The sequence below is a fragment of the Nocardia sp. NPDC102475 genome (assembly GCF_055584605.1).
Window position 1 is genome coordinate 91,989 of the sequence record NZ_JBVJLS010000001.1, and the last position, 25,365, is coordinate 117,353.

18 protein-coding genes are annotated in these 25,365 nt (G+C 67.4%); 10 read left to right on the forward strand and 8 right to left on the reverse strand.

The annotated features are described in order from the left end of the window. Positions 1-55 precede the first annotated feature (55 nt). Together ACZ60G_RS00420 and ACZ60G_RS00425 are read right to left on the reverse strand one after the other, a co-directional pair. Complete coding sequence (locus ACZ60G_RS00420) at positions 56-514, reverse strand: MarR family winged helix-turn-helix transcriptional regulator (RefSeq protein ID WP_465805997.1); 459 nt, start codon at positions 512-514, stop codon at positions 56-58. Continuing rightward, positions 511-966 carry an EVE domain-containing protein gene (locus tag ACZ60G_RS00425; protein ID WP_465805998.1) on the reverse strand — a complete coding sequence of 152 codons (456 nt, stop codon included), beginning with the start codon at positions 964-966 and terminating at the stop codon, positions 511-513. The genes ACZ60G_RS00420 and ACZ60G_RS00425 overlap by 4 nt, the downstream gene beginning before the upstream one ends. Positions 967-1,083: 117 nt before the next feature. On the opposite strand from ACZ60G_RS00425, the gene ACZ60G_RS00430 reads away from it, so the two are divergent. Further along, the gene (locus ACZ60G_RS00430) at positions 1,084-1,314 is read left to right on the forward strand and encodes a mycoredoxin (protein ID WP_040694747.1); all 231 of its coding nucleotides are present in this window, start codon (positions 1,084-1,086) and stop codon (positions 1,312-1,314) included. Positions 1,315-1,375: 61 nt separating this feature from the next. On the opposite strand, the gene nudC is transcribed toward ACZ60G_RS00430, so the two are convergent. From nudC to ACZ60G_RS00450, 4 genes are all read right to left on the reverse strand, one after another. After that, on the reverse strand, positions 1,376-2,278 hold the full coding sequence (gene nudC, locus ACZ60G_RS00435; RefSeq protein ID WP_465805999.1) for an NAD(+) diphosphatase: 903 nt from the start codon (positions 2,276-2,278) through the stop codon (positions 1,376-1,378). 23 nt (positions 2,279-2,301) lie between these two features. Next, complete coding sequence (locus ACZ60G_RS00440; RefSeq protein WP_465806000.1) at positions 2,302-3,357, reverse strand: potassium channel family protein; 1,056 nt, start codon at positions 3,355-3,357, stop codon at positions 2,302-2,304. Between the two features lie 135 nt (positions 3,358-3,492). Then, positions 3,493-7,515 (reverse strand): ATP-dependent helicase, encoded by a 4,023-nt coding sequence (locus ACZ60G_RS00445; protein ID WP_465806001.1) that lies wholly within the window; start codon positions 7,513-7,515, stop codon positions 3,493-3,495. Between the two features lie 153 nt (positions 7,516-7,668). Further along, entirely contained in the window at positions 7,669-11,682 is a 4,014-nt protein-coding gene (locus ACZ60G_RS00450) for a PD-(D/E)XK nuclease family protein (RefSeq protein ID WP_465806705.1), read from the reverse strand. A 108-nt stretch (positions 11,683-11,790) separates the two neighbouring features. Between ACZ60G_RS00450 and ACZ60G_RS00455 the strand changes: the two genes are divergently transcribed. From ACZ60G_RS00455 to mtnC, 8 genes are all read left to right on the forward strand, one after another. Continuing rightward, positions 11,791-12,576: an alpha/beta fold hydrolase gene (locus ACZ60G_RS00455; RefSeq protein ID WP_465806002.1), complete on the forward strand. Its 786-nt coding sequence runs from the start codon at positions 11,791-11,793 to the stop codon at positions 12,574-12,576. A gap of 4 nt (positions 12,577-12,580) precedes the next feature. Continuing rightward, positions 12,581-12,877 (forward strand): MGMT family protein, encoded by a 297-nt coding sequence (locus ACZ60G_RS00460; RefSeq protein ID WP_465806003.1) that lies wholly within the window; start codon positions 12,581-12,583, stop codon positions 12,875-12,877. Between the two features lie 39 nt (positions 12,878-12,916). After that, positions 12,917-13,657, forward strand: a complete 741-nt coding sequence (locus ACZ60G_RS00465; protein ID WP_465806004.1) for a VOC family protein — start codon at positions 12,917-12,919, stop codon at positions 13,655-13,657. Between the two features lie 97 nt (positions 13,658-13,754). Then, a complete protein-coding gene (locus tag ACZ60G_RS00470; protein WP_465806005.1) occupies positions 13,755-15,539 on the forward strand; it encodes an NTP transferase domain-containing protein in 1,785 nt (594 codons plus the stop codon). A gap of 93 nt (positions 15,540-15,632) precedes the next feature. Next, positions 15,633-15,821, forward strand: coding sequence for a hypothetical protein (locus ACZ60G_RS00475; protein WP_157124294.1), 189 nt, complete (start codon positions 15,633-15,635; stop codon positions 15,819-15,821). A gap of 673 nt (positions 15,822-16,494) precedes the next feature. Then, positions 16,495-18,162 carry an S-methyl-5-thioribose-1-phosphate isomerase gene (mtnA, locus tag ACZ60G_RS00480; protein WP_465806006.1) on the forward strand — a complete coding sequence of 556 codons (1,668 nt, stop codon included), beginning with the start codon at positions 16,495-16,497 and terminating at the stop codon, positions 18,160-18,162. Then, a complete protein-coding gene (locus ACZ60G_RS00485; RefSeq protein ID WP_465806007.1) occupies positions 18,159-18,734 on the forward strand; it encodes a 1,2-dihydroxy-3-keto-5-methylthiopentene dioxygenase in 576 nt (191 codons plus the stop codon). The genes mtnA and ACZ60G_RS00485 overlap by 4 nt, the downstream gene beginning before the upstream one ends. Then, complete coding sequence (gene mtnC, locus ACZ60G_RS00490) at positions 18,731-19,414, forward strand: acireductone synthase (RefSeq protein WP_465806008.1); 684 nt, start codon at positions 18,731-18,733, stop codon at positions 19,412-19,414. The genes ACZ60G_RS00485 and mtnC overlap by 4 nt, the downstream gene beginning before the upstream one ends. Before the next feature lie 15 nt (positions 19,415-19,429). On the opposite strand, the gene ACZ60G_RS00495 is transcribed toward mtnC, so the two are convergent. Continuing rightward, the gene (locus tag ACZ60G_RS00495; RefSeq protein WP_465806009.1) at positions 19,430-19,864 is read right to left on the reverse strand and encodes a hypothetical protein; all 435 of its coding nucleotides are present in this window, start codon (positions 19,862-19,864) and stop codon (positions 19,430-19,432) included. Between the two features lie 108 nt (positions 19,865-19,972). After that, on the reverse strand, positions 19,973-20,767 hold the full coding sequence (locus tag ACZ60G_RS00500; protein ID WP_465806010.1) for a helix-turn-helix transcriptional regulator: 795 nt from the start codon (positions 20,765-20,767) through the stop codon (positions 19,973-19,975). Between the two features lie 748 nt (positions 20,768-21,515). On the opposite strand from ACZ60G_RS00500, the gene ACZ60G_RS00505 reads away from it, so the two are divergent. Next, on the forward strand, positions 21,516-25,295 hold the full coding sequence (locus ACZ60G_RS00505) for a nitrate reductase subunit alpha (RefSeq protein WP_465806011.1): 3,780 nt from the start codon (positions 21,516-21,518) through the stop codon (positions 25,293-25,295). Positions 25,296-25,365: the final 70 nt, after the last annotated feature.

A 25,365-nucleotide genomic window follows, 5' to 3' on the forward strand; every position in this document is an offset into this window, starting at 1 on the left:
ACAAGGGACCCGGTCGGGATCGGATTCCGCCGTTTCGCAGGCTCGCCTCGCGCGACTAGCGCTCGCGTAGGCGCCGCAGTGCACGCGTGAACGCACTCGTATCGCCGTCGAGCGGGGCGAAGAATTCGTGATCGCAGTTCTCGACCGCGACTATCGCCCGATTCGCCAGCGCCACGCCAGCTTCGGTGGGGGCGAGAGCCTTCGCCCTGCGGTCGTGCGGATGGTCGCGGCGCTCCAGCAGCCCCTTCTGCTCGAGTGCGCGCAACACCTGAGAGGTCATCATCGGGTCGGTGGCGGCGTGGGCAGCCAGATCGCGTTGCATGACCGGTTCGTCGCGCCCGGCGGCGAGGTAGGTCAGCGCGGCCAGTAGGACGAACTGCACATGGGTGAGATCGAAGGGGGCGAGGGCCGCGCGCTGAGCGGCCTGCCAACGGTTGGTCACCTGCCAGAGCAAGAGGCCGGGACTTTCATCGGCCTCGGCGAATCGGCTGCGCAGACCGCGATCCTCACTCATATGCCTTCTTTATCACTGATCATCGCCTGTTCGATTACCGCGAAATCGTGCGCGGTCAGTTCGACCAGTCCCCGGCGCAACACCATGCCCCAATTCGGCGTCCTCGTGAGATCCAGTTCACCGCGCAGTTCTTCGATGGCGACCTCGCGAGCATCGGCCCGAAAGTGCACCGCCCGCCGCCACGGCTGGAAGCAGCCGCCATCCAGCGGATCCGCCTGCCAGACCGGCCGGTCCTCGATGGTGCCGATGGCGGTGAAGGACCTTATCGGCGCACCGCCTCGCATGCCTTCACGCGGCGAGTAATAGAGGAATCCGTCGCCGGGACGCATGCGCTCGAGCGGCGTCCGCTTGCCGTGGTTGACCTGGGCGATCCCCAATTCGATACCGCGGCGGACATGTTCCCGGGAGACCACACCCAGCCAGTACTTGGTGGTCGTTGCAGTAGCAGTCATGGATTTAGTATGCGCGCATACTAAATCCATCGCAAGTCTTGATTCGGAGTTCGGTGGAACAGGATCGGGCCGTCAAATGTTGAACGGTCCGTGACTGACGTGACCCCCGCCTTGACGATGTACTCCACCACTTGGTGCGGCTACTGCCGGCGGCTGAAGAAGCAGTTGGACGAGTCCGGTATCAGCTATGTCGAGATCGATATCGAAGAGGATCCCGCATCGGCCGAGTTCGTCGGCAGTGTGAACGGCGGCAACCATGTGGTGCCGACGGTGAAGTTCGCGGATGGGTCCACGGCGACGAATCCGTCGCTGGCCGCGGTCAAGCAGACATTGGCCGCGCTGGCCTGATCAGGCTGCAATTGATCCGTGCGGACCGATCGGCCCGCACGGAGCTTTTGCGTGTCTTCGATCAGAGCGCGGCCCAGGACTCCACGATGGTGCGCGCGATGGAGATCGAACCCGGCAGCAGTAGCCGTGCCCCCTTGTTCTGGGCGGACCAGTCACCGACGGCAAGCGCCTCGCGCACCTCGGCCCGGGTGAACCAGTAGGCCTCGGCGATCTCGCCATCCGAAAAGATCAGCGGCTGATCGGGATCCGCGATGGCGGCGAAGCCGAGCATGAGCGAGCGCGGGAACGGCCACGGCTGGCTGCCCAGGTAGGTGATATCGCGCACGTCGAGCCCGACCTCCTCGCGCATTTCGCGCTCGACGCACCGCTCCAGCGACTCTCCCGCCTCAACGAATCCGGCGAGCAGGGAGAACAGCGTCTTCGGCCAGGTGTGCTGGCGGGCCAGCAGGACCCGGTCGCCGCCGTTGTGGATCAGGCAGATGACGGCCGGATCGATCCGGGGGAACTCCTCGTGGCCGTTCTCGGTGACCCGCGACCAGCCGCCCTTGGTCGCGACGGACGCGATGCCGTCGGCGGCATTGAATCCGGCCTTGTCATGCCAGTTCAGCAGGGCCATGGCGGAGGTGAGCAGGTCGGCGGTGAGATCGTCGAGACCGCCCGCCATGGGGCGCAGATCGGTCAGCGTGCCCTGCAGATCGGCATCGCGCACAGCCCACACATGCTTGCCGCCATGGATGCCGAGGAAGACCGCGGCCGGACTCGGCTCGGCGGACAGCTCGATCGCCGGTTCCAGCACCAGCGCACCGTCGTCGAAGCGGAACTGCCCGCGCTTGTTGATCCGGAGCAACTCGGCCTCGGCCCAGCCCTCCTTCAGCGACTGTTCGTCGGCCCGGATCTCCTCGGCCCGGTCGAGCACTGAACGCGAAAGCAGTGGAACACCATTGAGCTGAAATCCAGAGGCCACGGTTCGAGACTATCGCGCCGGTATCACCGGCGTGCGTGCCGGATGTAGAGCAGCTTGTCGGTAGCTTCCAGCGCGTCCACCTCGGCCTCGCCCACCCTGATCAGCTCGCCGCCGCGCACCACGCCGAGCACGATATCGCCGAGATGGCGCGGGGAGCCACCGACCTCGGACGGTTCCACATCTCGTTCGGCGACCGCGAAGCCCTGTTCGGGGGTCAGCAGATCTTCGATCATCTCCACCACGGTCGGGGTGGTGGTGGCGATGCCGAGCAACCGGCCCGCGGTCTCGGAGGAGACGACCACCGAATCCGCGCCGGACTGGCGCAGCAGGTGGGTGTTCTCGGCCTCTCGGATGGCGACCACGATCTTGGCTTTCTTATTGAGTTCGCGCGCCGTGAGACTCACCAGGACCGCGGTGTCGTCGCGGTTGGCGGCGACCACGACCGAGGCGGCCCGCTGCGCACCGGCCAACCGGAGCACATCGGACTGGGTGGCCGACCCGTGCACCGTCACCAGGCCCGCATTCGCCGCGGCCTCCAGCGCGAGGGCATCGGTATCGACCACGACGATATCGGCGGCCTGTACGCCGTCGCCGAGCATGGCATCGATCGCGGTGCGGCCCTTCGTCCCGTACCCGACGACCACGGTGTGATTACGCACGCTGCGCCTCCAACGCTGAATCTTGAATGCCTGCCGGGAGCGCTCGGTGAGCACGCCGATGGTGGTACCGACGAGCACGATGAGGAAGAGCACGCGTAGCGGGGTGATGATGACGATATTGGCCAGCCTGGCCTCGGGGGTCACCGGCGCGATATCGCCGTAGCCGGTGGTCGACAGCGATACCGTCGCGTAGTAGAAGGCGTCGAGGAAGGACAGCTCGTCACCGGAATTGTCGTGGTACCCATCGCGTCCGAAGTACACCACCAGCGCCGCGGTGAACAGCAGGCCGATCGCGAAGAGCACCCGGCGCACCAGCGAAGCCCCTGGGCTGGTCTGGATTTCGGGGATGCGCAGCACCCCGACCAACGCGAAATCCGGACGACTGGACAGTCCGACACTGCGTGCGCGATCACCGAACACCGGACGCACCCGCCTCGGTGCTCGCCACGGCGTTGGCCGTCTCCGGCGTTGCTTGTCCCTCCGGCACGCACGGCAGCCTACCGGGTCCCGGCGGCGACGCCTGATGCCGACGCGAACGCTTGGTGAATGTCTGGATCATTTCGGGGGCGTCGGCGCCGCATTCCGGATCAACTCGGCCAGTTCGTCCGGTCCGGGAAGTTCGACCGGCGCGATGGTGCGTCCGGTGCGCACGTAATGGAATGCGGCGCCGATGCGTTCGAGCATTCCCGCCTCGGTGCCGTGGTCGCGCGCCGCCATCAACCTGGCCCAGGCCAGCCGGTAGACGGCCAGCTGCATGGCGACCGCCGGTTCGTCGGCGGCTGCGGGTTCGGCGCCGGTTTTCCAGTCGACCACGATCCAGCCGCCGCCGGGTTCGGCGAAAACCGCGTCCATCCGGCCGCGGATCACCGTGCCCGCGATGGAGGTTTCGAAGGGGATCTCCACCTCGAGCGGGCTGCGATTGGCCCACGGCGAGTTGAGGAAGGACTCCTGCATGGTGACCAGCTCGGTGTCCAGGCCCGCGTCGGCGGCAGTGTTGTCGGCGGCGCCGGGAAGTTCGTCGAAGCCGAGCAGCCGGTCGGCGGCGAACCAGCGCTGCACCCAGGCGTGGAAGGCGGTGCCGCGGCGGGCCAGTGGATTCGGCGGAAACGGCAGTGGGCGGCGCAGGCGGGCGGCGAGTTTGGCTGGGTCGGCGCGCATTTCGACGAGGGCGGTTGCGGCGATCTGGCCGGGAAGCTCGACTTCCTGGGCGATGGCTTGGTCGGTTTCGAATTCGGCGAGTAGGGCGTCGACGTCTGCGGACCAGCCGTCGGGGTCGGCGGGGTCGAGGGCGGTGGAATGGTCGTGGGGCGGTGTGGGGTCGGAGGTGGATCGGGCGAATTCGTCTGGGGGTGGTTCGAATTCGTCGAAGGGCGGCGCGAACTCGTCGAAGGGCGGCGCGAACTCGTCGAAGGGCGGTTCGAACTCGGCGGGACGAGGTTCGAAGTCGTTGAGAGGTGGCTCGAATTCGTCGGGATGCGGTTCGGAATCGGGTGGGGACAGCTGAGATTCGTCCTGGCCGTGCGGATCCGGCGCATCAGGGGCGCTCGCGTTCGGCTCGTAGGAGTCGTCGAACGGTGCGGGCGCATCGGGAAAGTCGGGTGGGGGAACGTCGGCATACGGGTCGACCGACAGTGCCGCCAGGGCGGGACCATCGGCGCGAGCCGCCGTTGTTGTCGGGGCGGCAAAGTTGTCGGTGGCAGCGGCTACAGTCGGCGCCATGTCGATGTCATGGGGCGCGCGGTCCGCGAAATCGACTGAGGCTGTTGCTTTGTCACGGGCTAAAGGTCGGGCCGGAGGGTTGGTGACGCCTATCGGTTGTGCCGCGAGTTCGGCGAGGGCGGCGCGAACCAGGGACGCACCCTGTTCAATCGGGTCGCGGCGGTTGCCGAGGGGGTCGCGGGGCCATTCGGCGGTTGCGGGGTTATCGGTGAAGGGGTTGACGGCGTCGACGTCGGGGGCATCGTCCCAGCGGTCGATGGTGACCGCGCCGTTGGCCAGGCTGTCGGATGCCTCGCTGGCGTGTTTGAGTTCCAGGAGGAAATCCGACGGCCCCTTCGGGGATGTGCCGGTTTCGGCCCAGTGGTGGGCGGAGACGAACAGGACGCGTTCGGTTCTGGTGAGGGCGACGTAGAACAGGCGGCGGTCTTCGTCGATGCGGCGGCGGTCCAGGGATTCCTTGTGGGACTTGATCGCTCGTTCCAAGTCTGCGCGGTCGTAGAGGTCGGAGAGGTCGAGTACCGGGACGCCCTCGGCGGCATCGTCCTGTCTGCGGTCACCGCGCAGGGAGGTGGGAAGTTCGGCGAGTGCGCCGAGCCAGGTGCCCGAGGCCGCGCCGGAGGGGAAGACGCCGCGGGTCACGTGCGGTACCGCGACGATCTCCCATTCCAGGCCCTTGGCCGCGTGCACGGTAAGCACCTGGACGCGATCCCTCGCGACCTCGACTTCGCCCGGTTCCAGGCCGTTCTCGACGGATTCGGCGGCGGCGAAGAAGGCGAGCAGGCCGCCGAGCGAGGCGCCGGAATCGCTGGCATAGCCGGCGACCACCTCGGCGAAAGCGTCCAGATGTTCACGTCCAGCGCCTGCGCCGAGCATGGCGCGGCGGGCTTGAGTTTCCACGCCTACGCCGATGGTGCGTTCCACGTCCGCCACCAGTTCGGCGAGCGGTTGACCGCTGCGCTCACGCAATGCGGCGAGTTCCCGACCCAATGCCACGATTCGCTTGAATCCGGACTCCGAATACTGTTCCTGCGGGCCGGGATCGGCGATCGCATCGGCCAGCCCGGCCTGTTCGGCCGGTTCGGGCGCCACCTCGCGCAATGCCTCGGCCAGTGCGGTCGAATCGGTGATTTCATCGACTTCATTGCCGTGCAGACGGCTGATCGACAGATCCCTGGCGCGGCGGGCGAGCGCGGCGAGGTCCGCGACGCCGATGCGCCAGCGGGCACCGGTAAGTATGCGCATGGCTGCGCTGCCCGCGCCGGGTTCGGCGACGAGCCGCAGCGTCGCGACGATATCGGCGACCTCCGGGGTGGCGAGCAGTCCGCCGAGGCCGACGATTTCCACCGGGATTCCTTGTTCGCGTAGGGCTTCCGCGAGCGGGGCGGCATCGGCATTGCGTCGTACGAGCACGGCCGAGGTCGGCGGCGGCTCCCCTGCTTCGCGTTTGGCCGCCCATTCCGCGGCGATCCGGGCCGCCACCCAATTCCGTTCATCGGCAACGGTTTCGGTGAGCGCCAGCGCGACAACGCCTGGTTCGGCGTCGGGTTTCGCGCGCAGTGCATCGACGGTTACCCCACCGCTGTCGATGGCATTGCGACGCAACGGTTCGGCGACCAGGTTCGCCAGGGCAAGCGCCTCCGGCGGATTCCGCCAGCTGGTCAGCAGTGGCAGGATCGGCGCGGGAATGCCTGGGGCGCTGGGGAAATCGGTGGCGAACCTGGGCAGGTTGGCGGCGGAAGCCCCGCGCCAGCCGTAGATCGACTGCATCGGGTCACCAACTGCGGTCACTGCCAAACGCTGTTCGCGACGGCCGTTTGTCCCGTGCTCGGCATCCGACTGATGCCTCTGCGCCGTATCGCCATGGGCAGCGTCCGGCGCGCGTGAATCCGCGGCATCCTCGCTCGACTCGGCGGGCTTTCGTGCGCGCTTGGCGTGCGGTTGCGGGGACAGGCCACCGAACAGTGAAGCCAGCAGAATGCGTTGGGCGTGACCGGTGTCCTGGTATTCGTCGAGTAGGACCAAACGGAAGCGGGCGCGTTCGGCGGCGGCGACCTCGGGACGTTCAGTGGCGAGACGGGCGGCCAGCGACATCTGGGCGCCGAAATCCAGTGCGCCACGGCGACGTAAGGCCTCGGCGAGTTGTTTGACCAGGGGCAGCAAGGCGACGCGTTCGCGCTGCACTTGGACGATGTTCTGCAGGGCCTGACTCGGCCCGCCGCGTTGGCGCGGGCCGGCGGGCAGGGTGTGGACCAGTTTTTCGAGTTCGGTGTGGGCCTCGGCGAGTTGTTCGGGTTCCACCAGATGTTCGGCGAGTTGGCCGGACAGCGCGAGCACCGCCTCGGTCACCGAGACCGGGGTGCGATCGGTATCGAGGTCACCGTCCCAGTTGCGGACCACTTGGTGGGCGAGCTGCCAGAGCTGGGTTTCGGTCAGCAGCGTCGCGGCGGGTTCCACGGGCAGCAGCAGGCCGTGCTGGGTGAGCAGGCGACCCGCGTAGGAGTGGTAGGTGCTGATCTCGGGTTCGGCGCCGGACAGTTGGGTGCGCAGCTCACCGCCGGTATCGAGGTCGCGCAGCAGCGGTGAACCGGCCAGCCGGGCCAGCCGGGTGCGGATGCGGGATGTCAACTGCTGGGCGGCTTTTCGGGTAAAGGTCAGGCCGAGTACTTCGTCCGGCAGGACGAGACGATTCGCGACCATCCACACCACGCGGGCGGCCATGGTCTCGGTTTTGCCCGCGCCCGCACCGGCCACGACCAGCGTCGGTCCCGGTGGTGCCGCGATCACCGCGGCCTGCTCCTCGGTGGGTGGTGGCAGGCCGAGCGCCTCCGCGAGCCGGTTCGGCGATACGGCGCCGCTCATGCCTGCGCCTCGCTGGCGCTCGGCTCCGGCACGCGCGGTGCGCGCTGGCACATGGTTCGCTCACTGGGTTCGCTCATGCCGTCGCCTCGCTAGCGCTCGGCGCCGGCACGAGCGAATGCTCGGCTGTGTTGATTGTTCGCTCGCTACGTTCGCTCACTCGTCGGTCACCTGCCTCCCGGTGTCCTGGACGGGGCAGCTGCCCGCGACCGAACAGTGCCTGCAGCCATCGTTGCGCATGGCGAGGTAGCTCGGGCCCTGGGTCGCGGCCGCGGCATCATGAATCGTGCCACGCCATTTGTCGAGTGCCTCGGCGTCGAGCGCGGGCTGCATGCGCTGGGTGGCGCCTTCTTTGTTGCTCGGCTTGGCGACATAGACGAGTCGTGCGCCGCCGGGTTCGGCTGAGCCGGATTCCCCTGTGGCGGGGTCGGCATCATCCACGGTGATGTCGAGCGCGCCCGCGGCGGCCGCTACCTGATAGGTGGCGAGCTGGGCGTGGTCGGCGGCGGCCTGCTTGGTGACCGGCGACTTCCCGGTCTTCACATCGACGATGACGAACCGGCCGAAGGCATCGCGCTCCAGTCGGTCGACCCGGCCGCGAATCCGCACGGCGGGTTCGTCTTCCGTGCGCGGCGGCAGTACACAGTCGACCGGGACCTCCACACCGGCCTGGGTCAATTCGCCGCGGGTATTTTGCACCCAGGCCATGAAGGTCTCCAGCATGGCCTCGGTGCGGCGCAGTTCCTGACGGGAATGCCAGCCGGTGCCGGGATCGATGGCCTGCCATGCCTTATCCAGTGCGGCCCGGACCTGCGACTCCGGCACCTTGCCCGCCAGTGCCTGGACAAGGGTGTGCACCAGATTGCCCTTGACGGCATGGGGGTTGTCACCGTCGGTGCCGCCGTGACGTTCCAGCGCCCAGCGCAGCGGGCAGGTGCGCAGCAGCTCGACGGTGGACGGAGACAGGGCAACCGCGGTCTCGTCGTCATCCCAGAGGGAACGCGACGAGCTGAGATCGGCTGTGCCGTACCACTCGTCGGGATGTGTACCCGGCACTCCGGCCTGGGCCAGCCGGGCGAGTTCGTGGGCAGCGCGACGTCTGCGCTCCGGTTCGGCCTCGGAATCGCAGACGACACCGCGCAATTCGGCCACCAGCGCATGCATGACCAGGGCGCGGCCCGGGTCGGCGACCGGGAGCGCGCCGGGTTCGCTGTCGTCGTCGTGGCCGAGGAGTTCGGCCAGGAACCGTGACGGTACGAGATCGCGTTCGCCCGATACCGATTCCACCGCGGTGACCAGCAGCGAGCGCCGCGCCCGGCTGCACGCGACCAGCAGCAGTCTGCGTTCCTCGGCCATGATCGGGGCCGCGCGGCTCACCACCGCACCCGCGTCGACGATACCCGCGGTGAGGTCGACCAGATCCTCGGTCTGCAGCAGGGTGCCGCGCGGGCGTGGATTCGGCCAAATACCTTCCTGCACAGCGGCAACCGCGACGACATCCCATTCCCGGCCCGCGGACGCGTGCGCGCTGAGCAGCGCGACCGCCTCCCCCGCCGCGGTCAGCGATCTGGTGTCGTGCGGAATCTCCTGCTGCACAAGGAATTCGACAAAGCCCTCGATACTCGCGCGGGGCAGCCGATCCACGTAAGCGGCTGCGGCGTCGAATAATCCGACAGCGGCATCGAGATCGCGATCGGCCTGCATACCCGCCGCCCCACCGCGTTCGGACTGCGCCACCCACCGCCGCTCCAGCCGCGACCCGGTCCACAGCGCCCACAGCACATCCTCGAGACCGGCGCCGCGCCGCCGTGTCTTCATGGCCCGGTCGAGCGCGTCGAAAACCCGCTTCAGCGGCGCCGCCTCGACATCGGTGAGCCGCTCCATGATTCGACGATCCGCGCGGCCGATCAGCAGGTCACGCAGCACCTCCGCGGAGGATTTGTCGACATAGGCGCGCCATGGGGAATCGCTGTCGTCCGGTTCTGCGGCCGACGAGTTCCCATCGGGATCCCCATTGCCCCGCTCGGAAGCATCCGCGCCCCCTTGGCCGGTTCGCAGTGAGTTCCGCTGGGCCTCGCCTGCGCCCCGCTCGACGCCATCCGCACGCCGCCCGGCTTCATCGGCGGCGTCCGACTCGGCACCATCCACCCTCCGCCGCGCCTCGTCGGCGGCCCGCTCCGAGGCATTTGCGCTCAGTTCGGCCTGGTCTGTGCCCCGTTCAGTGTCACCGACGCCTCGCGCGGCGTCGTCATCCGCGCCCCCTTCAACGCCATCTGCGCGTTGAGGTCTCGCACTACCGTGTTCAGGGTCATTGATATCCGGCTCGGGATCGTCGACTTCCGATTCGGGCTGATCGCTCTGCCATTCCAAATCTCGGCTACTGAACTCCGGTTCGATGCCATACCAATCGGCATCGTCGGTGATCCGCTCGACTTGGCTGATATTCCGTTCGGCCGTCGTGACATTCCGTTCGGAGCTGTCCGCCCCGGACTCGAAGCCTTCGTCCTCCGGCGGGAACACCTCCTCATCCGGAGGAATACCGGCCCGATCGGGTTCATCACCCGACGCGGAACTCGCAGGTGCCCGTGCGGCCTTGATTTCGCTGCGTGCGGACTCCAGCACACTGCGGCGAATACCGCGACGCAACCGGCGCAGAGTGATCTGGTCGGCGCCGCCGAGGGGTCCGGCAAGCAGATCCAATGCGTCTTCGGCCGAGAACATCGCCTCGGCCGAACGCCGGCGCCCGCGCCGCTGCGCATCCTCGGCGAGCACCGCGCGCAGTGCGAGCAGCATCCAGGCCGCGCCGCGCCGACGGGCCAGTGGTACGTCGAGTGCGGGCTGTTGCACGGGCACTCCGGCAGCCGATAAGGCGCGGCGCAGCGGAGCCAGTGACAACGGCACCGAGCGGACGATCACCGCCATGCGCGACCACGGCACACCATCGGTGAGATGGGCGCGGCGCAAATGGTCGGCGATCAGGGCGGCTTCCTTCGCCGGGGTCGCCAGCACCCGCACGCGCACCTCGGTGTCGTCGGCCTTCGGTGCCGTCGCGTGCTCGGGTGCCGAAAAACGTTGTGGCGCACTGCCGGGCAACTTGGCCGCGATCCGCGCGACGGCCAGTTCCACCGCGCCGCCCGATCGGTGGTTGTCCCGCAGGATGATTCGCTGTCCATCCGGCGCGGGGAGTTCGGCGACGAAGCGCGAATCCGCACCGCGGAAGGCGAATACACCCTGATCCGGATCGCCCGCCACGACCGCCGTATGCGCGGCCGTACCCATCACCCGCACCAGCAGCGCGGCCTGCGGATCCAGATGCTGGGCATCGTCGACCAGCAGGTATCGGATCCGATTCCGTTCCGCGGCAAGCAGATCCGCGTCGCCGGCCAGCGCGTCCAGCGCGGCTCCGACGAGTTCGGCCGCGTCCAGCGCGGGCGCGGTCGCCTCGGGCGCTTCCACCCCGACCGACCAGCGCAGCAGCATCGACTGCTCGTAGCGGACCGCGAATTTGCCCGCCGCCACCCAAACCGGTCGACCGTGCTCGCGGCCGAGCCGCACCAGATCCTCGGGTCCGAGGCCGCGTTCGGTGGCCCGCAGCATGAGATCGCGCAACTGCTCGGCGAATCCCGCGAGCCCCAGGGCGGGCTGCAGCCGTTCCGGCCACAGACCGCTCGCCCCGGCCGCGATATCGATCAGATCGCCGCGCAGCATTTCACGCAGCACGGCATCCTGCTCGGCACCGGTCAGCAAACGCGGCGGCGGATTGCCGTGTGCGCTCGCATGTCTGCGCAGCACCGAGAACGCGTAGGAATGCAGTGTGCGCACCAGCGGTTCCCTGGTAGCACCGGGCACCCCGCCCTCAGTGGAATCGGGATCGGTGAGCCGGGCGGTAATGGCGTCGCGCAGCGTGCTCGCCGCCTGCTTCGAATGGGTCAGTACCAGCACCGATTCCGGATCGGCTCCCGCGGTGATGCGCTCGGCGGCCAGATCGATCAGCAGTGCGGTCTTGCCGGTTCCCGGTCCGCCGAGCACCTGCCACGGCCGCCAGTGCGGCCGGATCGGGCCGACCGTCGCCGCGGCATCGAACAGCGCGCGGACATCGGCACCCCAGGTCCGATCCGGGGGTGCCGCCACATTCCGGCGAACAAGTCGCACCGCGCTATCCGATCGCACCACGCGGGCTATTGCAACAGACACCCCCGACACGCCACGCGGGCGATTCACCGATCGGTGAGGTCCGACACACGCCTGGATCTGCGACGGATTTCCAGATGCGTCAATATGAGACTTGTGTCGCCTCTCCATGTGTATCGATTCGGCCCCGCCGACGGGCCGAAAGTCCTGGCCCTGCACGGTGTCACCGGCCACGGCAAACGCTGGGAGGAACTGGCCACCCGACATCTGCCCGAGGTCCGGCTCATCGCCCCCGACCTGCGCGGACATGGTCGCTCGACCTCGTTGCCGCCGTGGAACTTCGAGACCATCGTCGATGATCTGGTCGAATTGCTCACCGCGGAAAGCGACGAACCGGTGGTCGTCGTCGCACACTCCTTTGGCGGTGCATGTGCGCTGCACCTGGTGCATCGGCATCCGCACCTGGTGCGCAAGCTGATCCTGCTCGATTCGGCGATCGCGCTGGAGCCCGAGCGCCTGATGGATATCGCGTTGTCCAGCCTGGCCTCACCGGACTACGACACCGTCGAGCATGCCCGCCACGACAAAATCGCGACCGGCTGGAGCGAGGTGGAGCCGCGCCTGCTCGATGCCGAACTCACCGAACATCTGATGCCCACCGCGGACGGCCGGGTCGGCTGGCGGATCAGTCTGCCCGCGGTCAACTCCTACTGGGGTCAGCTGGCCCGGCACTATGTGCTGCCGCCCGTCGACCTGCCGACGATCCTGGTGCAGGCCATGAAGGTGGTGCCGCCCTTCGTCACCCCGGAGTTCCGGGCCGCCCTCACCGCGCACCTGGGCGAGAATCTGACCGTACTCGAATGGGACTGCGACCATATGGTCGCCCAGGCCCGGCCGGCCGAAACCGCGGCGCTGATCCGATCGGTGCTGTAGCCGGATGGCCACCACCGATGCCGAGGTCGAGCGGGTGCGCGCGCTGGTCGCGACCGTGCCCGCGGGCCGCGTCGTCACCTACGGCGATATCGCCGCGGCGGCCGGATTGTCCACCCCGCGCACGGTCGGCTGGATCATGCGCACCGACTCCGCCGATCTGCCATGGCATCGGGTGATCGGCGCGGGCGGTAAGCCCGCCGCGCATCTGACCGATCGTCAATTGCGCCTACTGGCCGCCGAGGGCGTACCGATCCGCGACGGCCGAGTCGACCTGCGCGCCGCGCGTTTTCCGCTCCCGTAAACGGCCCCGCCGTCGTCGCTCGGCGGTTAACGTTGAAGCATGTCCACCCGCCTGGCGTGTGTCGTCTTCGATGCCGACCGGCCCCGGTTCGTCGCGGATTTCTGGGCCGAGTTGCTCGGCTGGACGGTGACGATCGATCGTTCCGACCAGGTCGATGTGGCGGCCCCCGATCCGGACGGCCTCGATCTGGCCCTGACCTTCCGGCCCGAGGCGCGCGCCAAGGACTGTAAGAACCGGATGCATCTGGATCTGGCCAGTCGCTCGCTCGATCATCAGCGGGTGCAGGTGGACCGCGCACTGGCGCTGGGCGCCCGGCACGTCGATATCGGCCAGGGCACGGTGCCGTGGGTGGTGCTCGCCGATCCGGAGGGCAACGAGTTCTGTGTGCTGGAGCCGCGCGAGGAGTACGTGGATACCGGAGCGGTCGCCGCCATCGTGATCGATACGCACGATCCAGCGCGGCTGGCCGAGTTCTGGTCCATCGCGTCCGGCTGGCCGATCGCCTACGGCGGCGCGCGGGTGGCCGGACTCCGCTCGGCGACGGGGCTCGGGGCCTGGTTGGAGTTCGTCCAGACGCCGGATGTGAAGAGCGACCGCAATCGGCTGCGTCTGGACCTGGTGTCCTTCCCCACCGACGATCCGGCCGCTGAGGTGGCCCGACTGCGCGCGGCGGGCGCGACCCAGCTCGCTGCCGACGGCACGCCCGGCGTGGTGCTCGCCGATCCGGAGACGAACGAGTTCTGCCTGCACCGACCGGCGACGGACTATTCGACGGTCTAGGCCCTGCGACGGCTGGAACCAGACCGCCCTCCCCGGATCTGTACAGCCGACGAATTAGCATGTCGGCCATGCCCTCTCTCGCGCCAGGCGCTGACCGGTGACCACCGCCGACGCGATCGTGCTCGCGGGCGGACGCGCCAGCCGCATGGGGGGCGTCGATAAGCCCGCCATCATCATCGGCGGTCGATCCATGCTCGACGCTGCCCTGGCCGCGGTGGCGCCATGCGCGCGGACCGTGGTGGTCGGACCGCATCGGCCCGAATTGGACGCACGGATCGCGCAGGTGCGCGAGGTGCCGCCGGGTTCGGGTCCGGTCGCCGCGGTGGGGGCCGGATTGCGCGCGCTCGGCCCGACCGCCGCGCCGCTGGTGGTGGTGCTCGCGGCGGATCTGCCGTTCCTGTCGCAGACGACGGTGACGGAGTTGATCCGGCGCGGCACCGAATCCGGCGCCGACGCGGTCTTCGCAGCCGACGAGTCCGGTCGGCCGCAGTATCTGATCGGCGTGTGGCGACGGACGGCGCTGGCGGAGGCGCTGGCGCGGCTGGATTCGCTGATCAATCAGCCGATGAAGGCGCTGATCCCGGCCGATACGATCACCGTCGCCATGCCCGGTATCGCCGATTGCGATACCGAGGAGCAGGTGCGAAGCGCCAGGATGGCCTGGGACGCCGGTACCGTCGGTGCGCCTCGTTCCGCACCGACGACCGCGGTTCCCACAACGCCGCTGCCACTCGATGAGGCACGAGACATCCTGCGTACCACCATCTCTCGACTCACCGAGTACCGGGCCGAACTGGCTTCCGTGCGCGGTGCGACCCTCGCCGCGCCGCTGACGGCCGTCGGCGCACTGCCGCGCTTCGATGTCTCCGCCATGGACGGATTCGCGGTCGCCGGTGACGGACCATGGCGGCCGCGGCGCGATATCGGGTTCGCGGGCGGGCGGCGGCCGGTCGGGCTGCTACCCGGTGAGGCGGTGCGGATCGCCACCGGCGCACATGTGCCGGACGGCACCACGCGGGTGCTCCGTGACGAATACGCGCGGATCGAAAACGATGAAATGCTTTACCAGCACGAGGATTCCCCGCTGCGCAACGATATTCGCCGTCGCGGCGAGGACCGGGCACCGGGCGATCTCGTTGCGCCCGAGGGCACACCGGTCACGGCCGGGCTGATCTCCGCCGCGGCCAGTGTGGAGGTGACCGAGGCGATGGTGCGCGGCCCGGTGCGGGCCCGCATCATCATGACCGGTGACGAGATCCGCGGCACCGGCCCGCTGCAGACCGGTCAGACCCGCGACTCGATCGGACCGATTCTGCCGGATGTGCTGTCCTGGTATGGCATTCGCGCGATCGACCGGGTACACCTGCGCGATACCCCGCGCGGCTTCGACGAGGTGCTCGGCGCGGCGGACGATTGCGATCTGCTGGTTATCGTCGGCGCGACCGGTGGCGGCGCGGCGGACCAACTGCGCGGGGCGATCGCGCGTGCCGAAGCTCGAATCCTGGTGCACCGATTGAAATTGCGTCCGGGCGGGTCCACTGTGGTCGCCGAATTATCGAGCGGTACAACCGTTCTCGGCCTACCGGGAAATCCATTCGCGGCCGTGGCCATACTGATGGCGCTTTCCCCCGCGGTCGTCGAGGGCCGAACCGGCAGCCATCCGCTGCGACCGCTGATCGGGCCACTGCGCAATGCGAGCGCGATCTCCGGACCCGCTACCCGCATCGTCCCGGCCCGGCTCGCCCCATACGGCGGTTGGCTCGGCGATCCGCAGATCCGTACCACCCATCTGGGCGGCCTCGTCGACCGTGACGGCCTGGTCATCGTCCCCGCCGCGGCCACCGACGACGACCTCGTCGAATTCCTCCCGCTCCAGGTGTAAATAATCGATATTCTTCTTCCACTGATGATGTCCGCTCGCTATTGTGTGTTGGTTAGGCGAATACAACATCACTTCGGAAAGGACCGAGTGGAGATGGCTGAAAAGTCGAAGAAAGCGCCTAAGAAAATGCCCAAGCAGATGGAACGGCAGCAGCAACAGCAGCGCCAGGACCAGGGCATGAACCGATCCGGATCGATGAGCGATCGCGACCGTGACGAGCAGCGGCGGGAGCCGAGCTCGGAACGGCGAGGCGCTGAGCAGCGCCGACCCGGACAGCACTGATCTGAAACGGGCCGCCGGTTCCTCCACGTGAGCCGGCGGCCCGCTTGTGCGCGGGCCGGTTCGTTGCGCCCGGTCTCCGGGTTCGCCAGCCGTTGGGAAACTATTCAAGGCAATACATTCCAGCCGATCATTCATAAAGCTTGACGCACCCTTTCGAACGCGTCACACACGGTTCGAATTACGCCGCCGATGGCCACGCCCGGCGAGTTATCTTTGCCGCAGAAAATTCTGCGTGCGCATCGAAGCGAGCCGAATGGCGATTCCCGTGCGCAAGCAATCATTTCGACTCGCCCGTTGGCGAACTGCTTCCAGGAGGTTGCGTGTGTAGTCGGCCCGGAGGGATGCGAATACCTCGGCGACGGATCCGGTTTCGACGACGGCACCCTCGCGTAGGACCACAACGCGGTCGGCGACCTGCTGGACCACCGCGAGGTCGTGACTGATGCACGGCTGGGCCAGGCCCCCGGTAATGACCTGCCCGCCAAGGATTTCGACGGCATCGCCGCCGTTGGAACGCTGCGCGATCAACTCGCCGCTGCCCGTGGAACGCGAGGCGGAGTTCGTCGCGGAATGAGCCGGGTGCACCTGCGGTGCGGATTTCCGGCGGTACCGCCCGTCCGATACCGTTGACCAGGGACAACACCCCGCTATGCCCGACCGAAGGATGCACCTGATGAACGACAGTTCCCTGATCTGGGACGACGGTGCGCTGGTCACCATCGACCAGCGCGAACTGCCGCACGAGGTGCGCGAGCTGCGGCTCAGCACGGTCGACCAGGTGATCGACGCCATCAAAACGCTGGCCATCCGCGGCGCGCCCGCGATCGGTATCGCCGGTGCGTTCGGCGTGGTCATCGCCACCGCCGCGCACACCACCGACGGTGTCGTCGACGTGGCGCGTGCCGAGGCGGATGCCGCGCGGATCGCGGACGCCCGGCCCACCGCGGTCAATCTGGCCTGGGCGGTGCGGCGGGTACTGACCAAGGTGCCGCTCGGTGCCGATGCGGTACTCGCCGAAACCCTCGCCATGCTGGCCGAGGACGCCCGGGTCAACCAGACCGCCGCGACCCATGCCGCCGATCTCGTGCAACGACTCTGCCCGGACCGGCCGGTGCGGGTGCTCACGCACTGCAATACCGGGCGGCTGGCGACCAGCGCCTTCGGCACCGCGATCGGTGCGATGCGGGTGCTGTCGGAGCGCGGCGCGATCGAGAATGTCCTGGTCGACGAGACCCGGCCGCTATTGCAGGGCGCCCGGCTGACGGCCTGGGAGCTGGCCGAGGCGGGCATACCCCATCGGCTCACCATCGATTCCGCCGCCGCGTGGGCGATGGCGACCGGTCAGGTGGACTGCGTGCTGGTCGGCGCGGACCGGGTGACCGCCAACGGCGATGTCGCGAACAAGATCGGCACCTATGGCCTCGCCATCGCAGCCCACCACCACGGCATTCCGTTCATCGTGGTGGCTCCGGAGTCGACGCGCGATCCGAAGATGGCAACCGGTGCGGACATCGTCGTCGAACAGCGGGCGACCGCCGAGGTGACCGGATTCGGCGGTGTCACAACGGCTCCCGTCGATACCGAGGCTTTCAACCCGGCCTTCGATGTGACGCCCGCGGAGTTGGTGACGGCGGTGGTCACCGAACTGGGTGTCGTATACGGCGCGAATGCCGAAGGCGCGGCCATCGCCGATATCGCACGCGAGTTGTACGGGCGGGGCTGGATGCCGGGCACCGCGGGCAATATCTCGGTGCGCACCGGCGCTACCGCGGTGATCACCGGCAGCGGTTTGTCCAAGGGCGAGCTGACCGACGCGGATATGGTGACCGTCCGCATCGCCGACTCCGCGCCGACACCGGATCAGCGGCGAAAGCCCTCGGCGGAGACCACAATTCACACGGCGGTGTACCGAACCACCGGCGCCGCAGCCGTTGTCCACATTCATCCGCCCTACGCGACGGCCGCCGTGACCCGCTCCGGCTCCCCCGACGCAATGACCACCCTGCGGATCACCGACTACGAACTCATCAAGGGTCTGGTGGCCAAGGAGCCGGACGGTACCTATCCGGCCGTCCTCGACCTGCCCGTCTTCCCGAATTGGCCCGACGTCGCGCGCATCGGCGCGGATATCGAGGCCTACCTGCTCGAAAATCCCACCGCCGCACCGGTATTGGCCATCGCGGGACATGGGATCACGACATGGGGAGACAATCTTTCCCAGGCACGCGACCGCGCCGAATGCCTCGAAGCCCTGTGTGAGCTGGTGTCCCGCACCGGCCGTCGGCAGGCTTTCACCACGCGCAATCCGAACGAGATCCTCGAGATTGGACTGACATCATGACGCTGTTGCAGGTTATGGCCGCCGACGATGCCGACAAGGTACTGCTGCGCACCACCGACGATGCGGTGATCGGCGCCGAATTGGCTGCCCGCGGTATCACTTTCGATCGCTGGCCGGTGCTGGACAATGCCACCGAGACCGCCTCGGACGAACTGCTCGCCGAATACGACGACCGCGTGGCCGAACTCAATGCCTCCGGGCGCTACAAGCATATCGATATCGCCCGCATCCACCCCGACGACGCGAATCCGGAGTGGCCGCAGATCGCCGAGGGCGCGCGCGAGAAGTTCCTGAACGAGCATCGGCACGCCGAGGACGAGGTGCGGTTCTTCGCGGCCGGCCGCGGCTGCTTCTATCTGCATCTGGGTGCCGAGGTCGTGGCGGCGGTATGCGAAGGCGGGGACCTGCTTTCGGTCCCCGCGGGCACACTGCACTGGTTCGATATGGGCACCCGGCCCGACTTCATCGCCATCCGCTTCTTCGAAGAGGAAGACGGGTGGGTCGGCGATTTCACCGGTGACCCCATCAGCTCGGGTTTCCCGACCCTCGATCAGCTGCTGACGGCCCCGTGATCGCCACCGTAGTCATCGATATCGAGGGCACCACGAGCCCGACCAGTTCGGTACGCGAGGATCTCTACGGCTACACCCGCGCCCGCCTGCCCGAATGGCTGGCCGAAAACCGTACGGCCGCGGCCGCTCCCATTATCGCGGCCACCCGCGAACTCGCCGACCGACCCGATGCCGACACCGACGAGGTCGCCGCGATCCTGCGCGACTGGCTCGGCTCCGATGTGAAGGCCGAGCCCCTCAAAGCCGCACAGGGCATCATCTGCGCCGAGGGCTTCCGCAACGGCGCACTGCACGGGGAGTTCTTCCCGGACGTCCCGCCCGCCCTCGCCGCCTGGCACGCCGCAGGTCTGCGGCTCTATGTCTACTCCTCGGGATCGGTACGCAACCAACAGGATTGGTTCACCTTCGCCCGCGGCGGCGAGCTGGTCGCCCTGATCAGCGGCTACTTCGACCTGTCCAGCGCGGGCCCGAAACGCGAAGCCGCCTCCTACGAAAAGATCGCGAGCGCCATCGGCACCCCTGCCGATCGCATCCTGTTCCTGTCCGACCATCCCGACGAACTCGATGCCGCCGTCACCGCGGGCTGGTCGGTGACCGGTGTCCACCGTCCCGGTGAGCCGAATCCCCCACGTCCCCCGCATCACTGGATCTCCTCGTTCGCGGAACTGAGCCTGCCCTGAGCCACTGCGGGAGCATCAGGCGCCGGAGATGCCGATCGACGGGCGGACCGCGCCCAGGCGGCCGGGCTCAACGGTCGCGAAAATGCGCCGAGCGTGTACCGCCGCCGGATTGATGGACCAGGGGGCAAGGGCGGTGGTGAACATGAGTTCACACCAGGACAGCGCGGGCACATCACCCGCGGCCAGGGTGGCGATCAGCGACATTTCGCTGTCCCGGCCCGACCAAGCGGCGAGTAGCCAGGCGGCGTCGAGGCGGCCGAGGAATTCTTCGGCGTCCTCGGGCGCGCCATGCGGGGTATCAACGGCCAAATGGACCACAGCGGCGATAGCGTGGCGCATTTTGGCATCCAATCCGACGGCGTCGTGCAGCAGCAGCGCTTCCAGTGCGGAACGCAACTCGACGCCGGGATCGACGGCCGTTTGGGCGGAGCCACGAGCATTGCGGATCATGGAATGCCTCCCGTTTTCGATTTTCCGATGAGCGGATCAAATACGTTCGGTGTGGCGCTGTCCCGATAATAGTGACATCCGGCGCACCCCAGGAGGTATCTACACTGGTCAGTGGCTGGCACATAGGCTCCGGATGCCGAGGAAGAATTGAATTCTACCCGGATGATTGCCCGAATCCACCCGGAACAGTTGGGCATCGAGCCGATAACACGCCCCGGAGCCGAGATCGCGCACATGCATGGGCCGATCCCGGCCGTAGGTGGTACCGCCTGCCGCCCACATTCTTCGAAATTCCGGATACGCGCCGAGTTCGTCGAGGAATTCGGTGGACCAGGCGGTATTGCCGGACTGACCGATCAGTCCGCGCAGCCAGTCGACGGTGAGCGCGGCCTCGCGCTCCCATTCGACCATGACCTGTTTGGACAGCTCGTTGCCGAAGAACCAGCGCAGCACATTCACGTCGTCGACCAGACCGGGAAATGCGGCGGCGTAGGAGTCATTACAGGACAGGACATTCCACCGGGTATCGACATAGCCCGCCGCATTCGGCTCGTGCAGGCGCAGTCCGTCGCGCATATCCGTGCCGATCTCATCGCGCAGTTCGAGCACGGAGGGAAATCCGTCCACACCCAATCCGGCCAGATCGAAAAACAGTCTGCGTTCGGCATCGGTGAGCGGCGCGATCCGATCCAGATATCCGAAGAGCGCATTCACCACCGTTCTGGTGGGATGTTCCCGATCACCGCCCTCGAGGTGGGTGATATAGCTGGCGCTCACGCCAGCGGCGAATGCCAGCTTTTCGCGCGAAATACGTCGATCGTCGCGCAGTCTGCGCAACTCACCCCCGAACGTGGGCGGGCGCAGTGGAGCCCCGTCACCGCCATCGGTCGACCTGCTTGGCACAGCAATCCACTCCTATGAAGCTTAGGTGTATCGACAAAGTCGGGTAGGTCTGCACAGAAGGCGAGCCGATCCGATATTAAACGAAGGGTTTGCTCTAATTTCCGACCAACGCCCGCGTGTCGGGGCCGCCACGCGGACATCTGATCCGCGTTCGAATGTGCTGAAGCAGCAATAATATTCGTGCCGAGCGGCCGGTAGAACCAGCTCGCCGCGGCGACCGCCTTCTCGACGCGGCGCCTCCGGACCCTTCGCGGTGTTCACCCCCGTGACAAGTTCGCGGCGGGTCGAAAACGACAACGCATCGAATGCCCCGCGCACCCCGGCGCCGCGGCCCGACCCGCTGACACCTCGACGGTTGGCAAACCAACAGCGAATGGATCGGCGGCCCACAGGATGGCTCCGCGCGGGACGACTCCACCACCGCGCGCGGGTACGGAATCGACCTTCCGAGCTCGCGCCGGATGTGTTAACAAATGTAAACCGCCTGAGAACCAGCGGTTTCCAAAGCATCACCGGCTAGCACCCGAAACACCATCCGCGCGCCGTATTTCGGCCGGTCAGAGTGGATCCGCCCTGGTCGCATCGATGTCTTCGGCATTTCGCGGCAATCGCGCGGTGACCGCCACGTTGCGTCGACCTCACACCTCACGGTCGCGGCGTGCGGGCTGTGAGAGATTCGTTTGGACGTGCGTCGTGCCCTCCTTACAGTCGGTGCAACAGCCCGGTTTCACAGCTCGAAGGGGGCGTCGTGGTTAATTCGCGCACTCAGGCTTCCGCGTCCTCCGATTCGGCCGATCGGCAACCTACCGACGCAAGTGACGCACTGCTGCGTCTCGGCAAATATTTCCACCGGGGCGAGGTCTCGGCGGATCAGCGCAGCCTGCATCAGGTGGGTGGGCGCAGTGCCGACGAGTTCTATCGCGATCGCTGGTCGCACGACAAGGTGGTGCGCTCCACGCACGGGGTCAACTGCACCGGGTCCTGCTCCTGGAAGATCTACGTCAAGGACGGCGTGATCACCTGGGAATCGCAGCAGACGGACTACCCGTCGGTCGGCGCGGACAAGCCCGAATACGAACCGCGCGGCTGCCCGCGCGGCGCGTCCTTCTCCTGGTACACCTACTCCCCCGCGCGCGTGCGCTACCCGTATGTGCGCGGCGTGCTGCTGGAGCTGTATCGCGAGGCGAAGGAGCGGCTCAAGGATCCGGTGCTTGCCTGGGAATCCATTGTGGAGGATCCGGAAAAGGCCAAGCGCTACAAGTCTTCTCGGGGCAGAGGCGGATTCGTCCGCGCGGAATGGTGGGAGGCCGCCGAAATCGCCGCCGCCGCGCACGTGCACACGATCAAGAAGTACGGGCCCGACCGGGTGGCCGGGTTCTCGCCTATTCCGGCCATGTCGATGGTCAGCCATGCCGTCGGCGCACGGTTCATTTCGATGCTCGGCGGCTCGATGCTGTCGTTCTACGACTGGTACGCCGACCTGCCGGTGGCCTCCCCGCAGGTGTTCGGCGATCAGACCGATGTGCCGGAATCGGCCGACTGGTTCGACGCGGGCTATCTCATCATGTGGGGTTCGAATGTCCCGGTGACCCGGACGCCGGACGCGCACTACATGACCGAGGCGCGCTACCGCGGTCAGAAGGTCGTCGTGGTCTCACCCGACTATGCGGACAACACCAAGTTCGCCGATGAATGGGTGCCCGCGCGACCGGGAACCGATGCGGCCCTTGCCATGTCGATGGGCCATGTGATCCTCGAGGAATTCTTCGTCGAGCGCAGCACGCCGCGGTTCCTCGACTACGTCAAGCGCTATACCGACCTGCCGTTCCTGGTGTGCCTCGACGATCCGGAGGGCTGGGACGCCGATGGCAACTACCACCACGACGGTGCGCTGCCCGGCAAATTCCTCACCGCCGCCGACCTCGGCCACACCGACGAGACCGCCGAGCACAAGATGGTGCTGCTCGATGCCGAGGGCAATCCGGTGGTGCCCAACGGTTCGCTCGGACATCGTTTCACCGCGGGTGATGCTGGCAAGTGGAATCTGGACCTCGAGGGCGTCGATCCGCTGCTGACCCTGTACGACCGCGCCGACCAGCACCCGGTCGCGGTGCAGCTGCCGCGCTTCGATACCGATACCGCGGGCGTGCTGGTGCGTGGCGTGCCGACGATCACCGTCGCGGGTAAGCGCGTCACCACGGTATTCGACCTGCTGCTCGCGCAGTACGGCGTGGGACGCGACGGGCTGCCCGGCACGTGGCCGACCGGCTACGACGATGCCGCGGAGCCCTACACCCCGGCCTGGCAGGAAGCCATTACCGGCGTACCCGCCGCACAGGCGCAGCGGATCGCCCGCGAATTCGCCGATAACGCCGATAAATCCGGCGGCCGCTCGATGATCCTGATGGGTGCGGGCACCAACCACTGGTTCCATTCCGACCAGATCTACCGCTCCTTCTTCACGCTGACTCTGCTCACCGGATGTCAGGGCGTGAACGGCGGCGGCTGGGCGCATTACGTCGGCCAGGAGAAGTGCCGTCCGGTAACCGGTTGGTCCACCCTGGCTTTCGGCCTGGACTGGCAGCGACCGCCGCGTCAGATGCAGGGCACGGTGTTCTGGTACCTCAGCAATGACCAGTGGCGCTACGACCCGTTCACCGCCCAGTCCTTCGCTTCCCCGCTGGGCACGGGGAAATTCGCGGGCCGCACCGCCGCGGACAATATCGCGCTGGCCAGTCGCCTCGGCTGGATGCCGAGTTATCCGACGTTCGACCGCAATCCGCTCGATCTGGCGGACGAGGCCGAGGCCGCGGGCAAGACCGCGCCCGAACACGTGGTGGACGGGCTGAAATCCGGTGACCTGCGCTTCGCCTGCGAAGATCCCGATGCGCCGGAGAACTTTCCGCGCTGCCTGACCGTGTGGCGGGCGAATCTGCTCGGCTCCTCCGGCAAGGGCAACGAGTACTTCCACAAGCACCTGCTCGGCGCGGACTCCAATCTGCAGACCACCGACACCGCGGGTGTGCGGCCGCAGGAGTTGGTCTGGCGTGAGGAGGCGCCGAGCGGGAAGCTGGATCTGCTGCTGTCGCTGGACTTCCGGATGACCAGTACCACGCTGTTCTCCGATATCGTGCTGCCCGCGGCCACCTGGTACGAGAAGCACGATCTGTCCTCTACCGATATGCACCCGTTCGTGCACGCCTTCTCCCCCGCCATCTCCCCGCCGTGGGAGGCCAAGACGGACTTCGAGGCGTTTCACCGGATCGCGCGCGGGTTCTCCTGGATGGCCGAGAAGCATCTGGGCAAGCGCAAAGATATCGTCGCGGTACCGCTGCAGCACGATTCGCCGGATGCGCTGGCACAGGCCGGTGGGCGCGTACTGGACTGGAAAGCCGGTGAGTGCGAACCGATTCCGGGTAAGACCATGCCCAAGCTGGTCGTGGTCGAGCGGGACTACCCGAAACTCGCGGAGAAGATGGCCGCGCTCGGACCGCTGATCGATACGCTCGGCGTCACCACCAAGGGCGTCACCACGCATCCGGACGAAGAGGTGGCCTACCTCGCCGGGGTCAACGGCACCGTGGTTTCCGGTGTGGCCCAGGGACGTCCGTCGCTGGCCAAGGACACCCACGCGGCCGAGGCGATCCTCGCGCTGTCCGGCACCACCAACGGCAGGCTCGCGGTCGAGGGTTTCCAAGCGCTGGAGCGGCGCACCGGCACCGAGCTGGCCGATCTCGCCGCCGAGCACGCGGGCAAGCGAATCACCTTCGCGGACACCCAATCCCGGCCGGTGCCGGTGATCACCTCGCCGGAGTGGTCAGGCAGCGAGACCGGCGGACGGCGGTACTCCCCGTTCACCATCAATACCGAACGACTCAAGCCATGGCACACCCTGACCGGGCGCCAGCACTTCTACCTCGATCACGACTGGATGGCCGAACTCGGCGAGCAGCTGCCGGTATTCCGGCCGCCGCTCGATATGAGCGCGCTGTTCAGCGAGCCAGGGGTGGGGTCCGTCGGTGACAACGGCGTCACCGTTCGGTACCTGACCCCGCATTCCAAGTGGTCCATCCACTCGGCGTACCAGGACAACCTGCACATGCTGACACTCTCGCGCGGCGGGCAGTCGATCTGGATGTCGGATCGGGACGCCGCGAAAATCGGTGTGTCGGACAATGATTGGATCGAGGCGGTGAACCGCAACGGTGTGGTCGTCGCGCGCGCCATCGTCAGCCACCGGATGCCCGAGGGCACGGTGTTCATGTACCACGCCCAGGACCGGGCGGTGGATGTGCCGCGCATCGAGGGCGGGCCGGGCGGATTCGATTGGAGCGCACCCGATAAGCAGCCAGGCAAGGGTAAGCGCGGCGGCATTCACAACGCGCTGACCCGCATCATGATCAAGCCATCGCATCTCATCGGCGGTTATGCGCAGCAGTCCTTCGCGCTGAACTACCACGGCCCCACCGGAAATCAGCGCGACGAGGTCACGACCATTCGCCGACGCAACCAAGAAGTGGAGTACTGACATGATCCGACGAGGTCACGACGCTCCGCTCGATGGACGCAACCAAGAAGTGGAGTACTGACATGATCCG

Excerpts from the sequence above, each read along its gene's own strand:
- ACZ60G_RS00475 (WP_157124294.1), top strand. The coding sequence starts at position 15,633 with ATGGCTGAAAAGTCGAAGAAAGCGCCTAAGAAAATGCCCAAGCAGATG.
- ACZ60G_RS00485 (WP_465806007.1), top strand. The coding sequence starts at position 18,159 with ATGACGCTGTTGCAGGTTATGGCCGCCGACGATGCCGACAAGGTACTG.
- ACZ60G_RS00465 (WP_465806004.1), top strand. The coding sequence starts at position 12,917 with ATGTCCACCCGCCTGGCGTGTGTCGTCTTCGATGCCGACCGGCCCCGG.
- ACZ60G_RS00445 (WP_465806001.1), bottom strand. The coding sequence starts at position 7,515 with ATGAGCGGCGCCGTATCGCCGAACCGGCTCGCGGAGGCGCTCGGCCTG.
- ACZ60G_RS00430 (WP_040694747.1), top strand. The coding sequence starts at position 1,084 with ATGTACTCCACCACTTGGTGCGGCTACTGCCGGCGGCTGAAGAAGCAG.
- ACZ60G_RS00495 (WP_465806009.1), bottom strand. The coding sequence starts at position 19,864 with ATGATCCGCAATGCTCGTGGCTCCGCCCAAACGGCCGTCGATCCCGGC.
- mtnA (WP_465806006.1), top strand. The coding sequence starts at position 16,495 with ATGAACGACAGTTCCCTGATCTGGGACGACGGTGCGCTGGTCACCATC.
- ACZ60G_RS00460 (WP_465806003.1), top strand. The coding sequence starts at position 12,581 with ATGGCCACCACCGATGCCGAGGTCGAGCGGGTGCGCGCGCTGGTCGCG.
- ACZ60G_RS00420 (WP_465805997.1), bottom strand. The coding sequence starts at position 514 with ATGAGTGAGGATCGCGGTCTGCGCAGCCGATTCGCCGAGGCCGATGAA.
- ACZ60G_RS00425 (WP_465805998.1), bottom strand. The coding sequence starts at position 966 with ATGACTGCTACTGCAACGACCACCAAGTACTGGCTGGGTGTGGTCTCC.
- ACZ60G_RS00455 (WP_465806002.1), top strand. The coding sequence starts at position 11,791 with ATGAGACTTGTGTCGCCTCTCCATGTGTATCGATTCGGCCCCGCCGAC.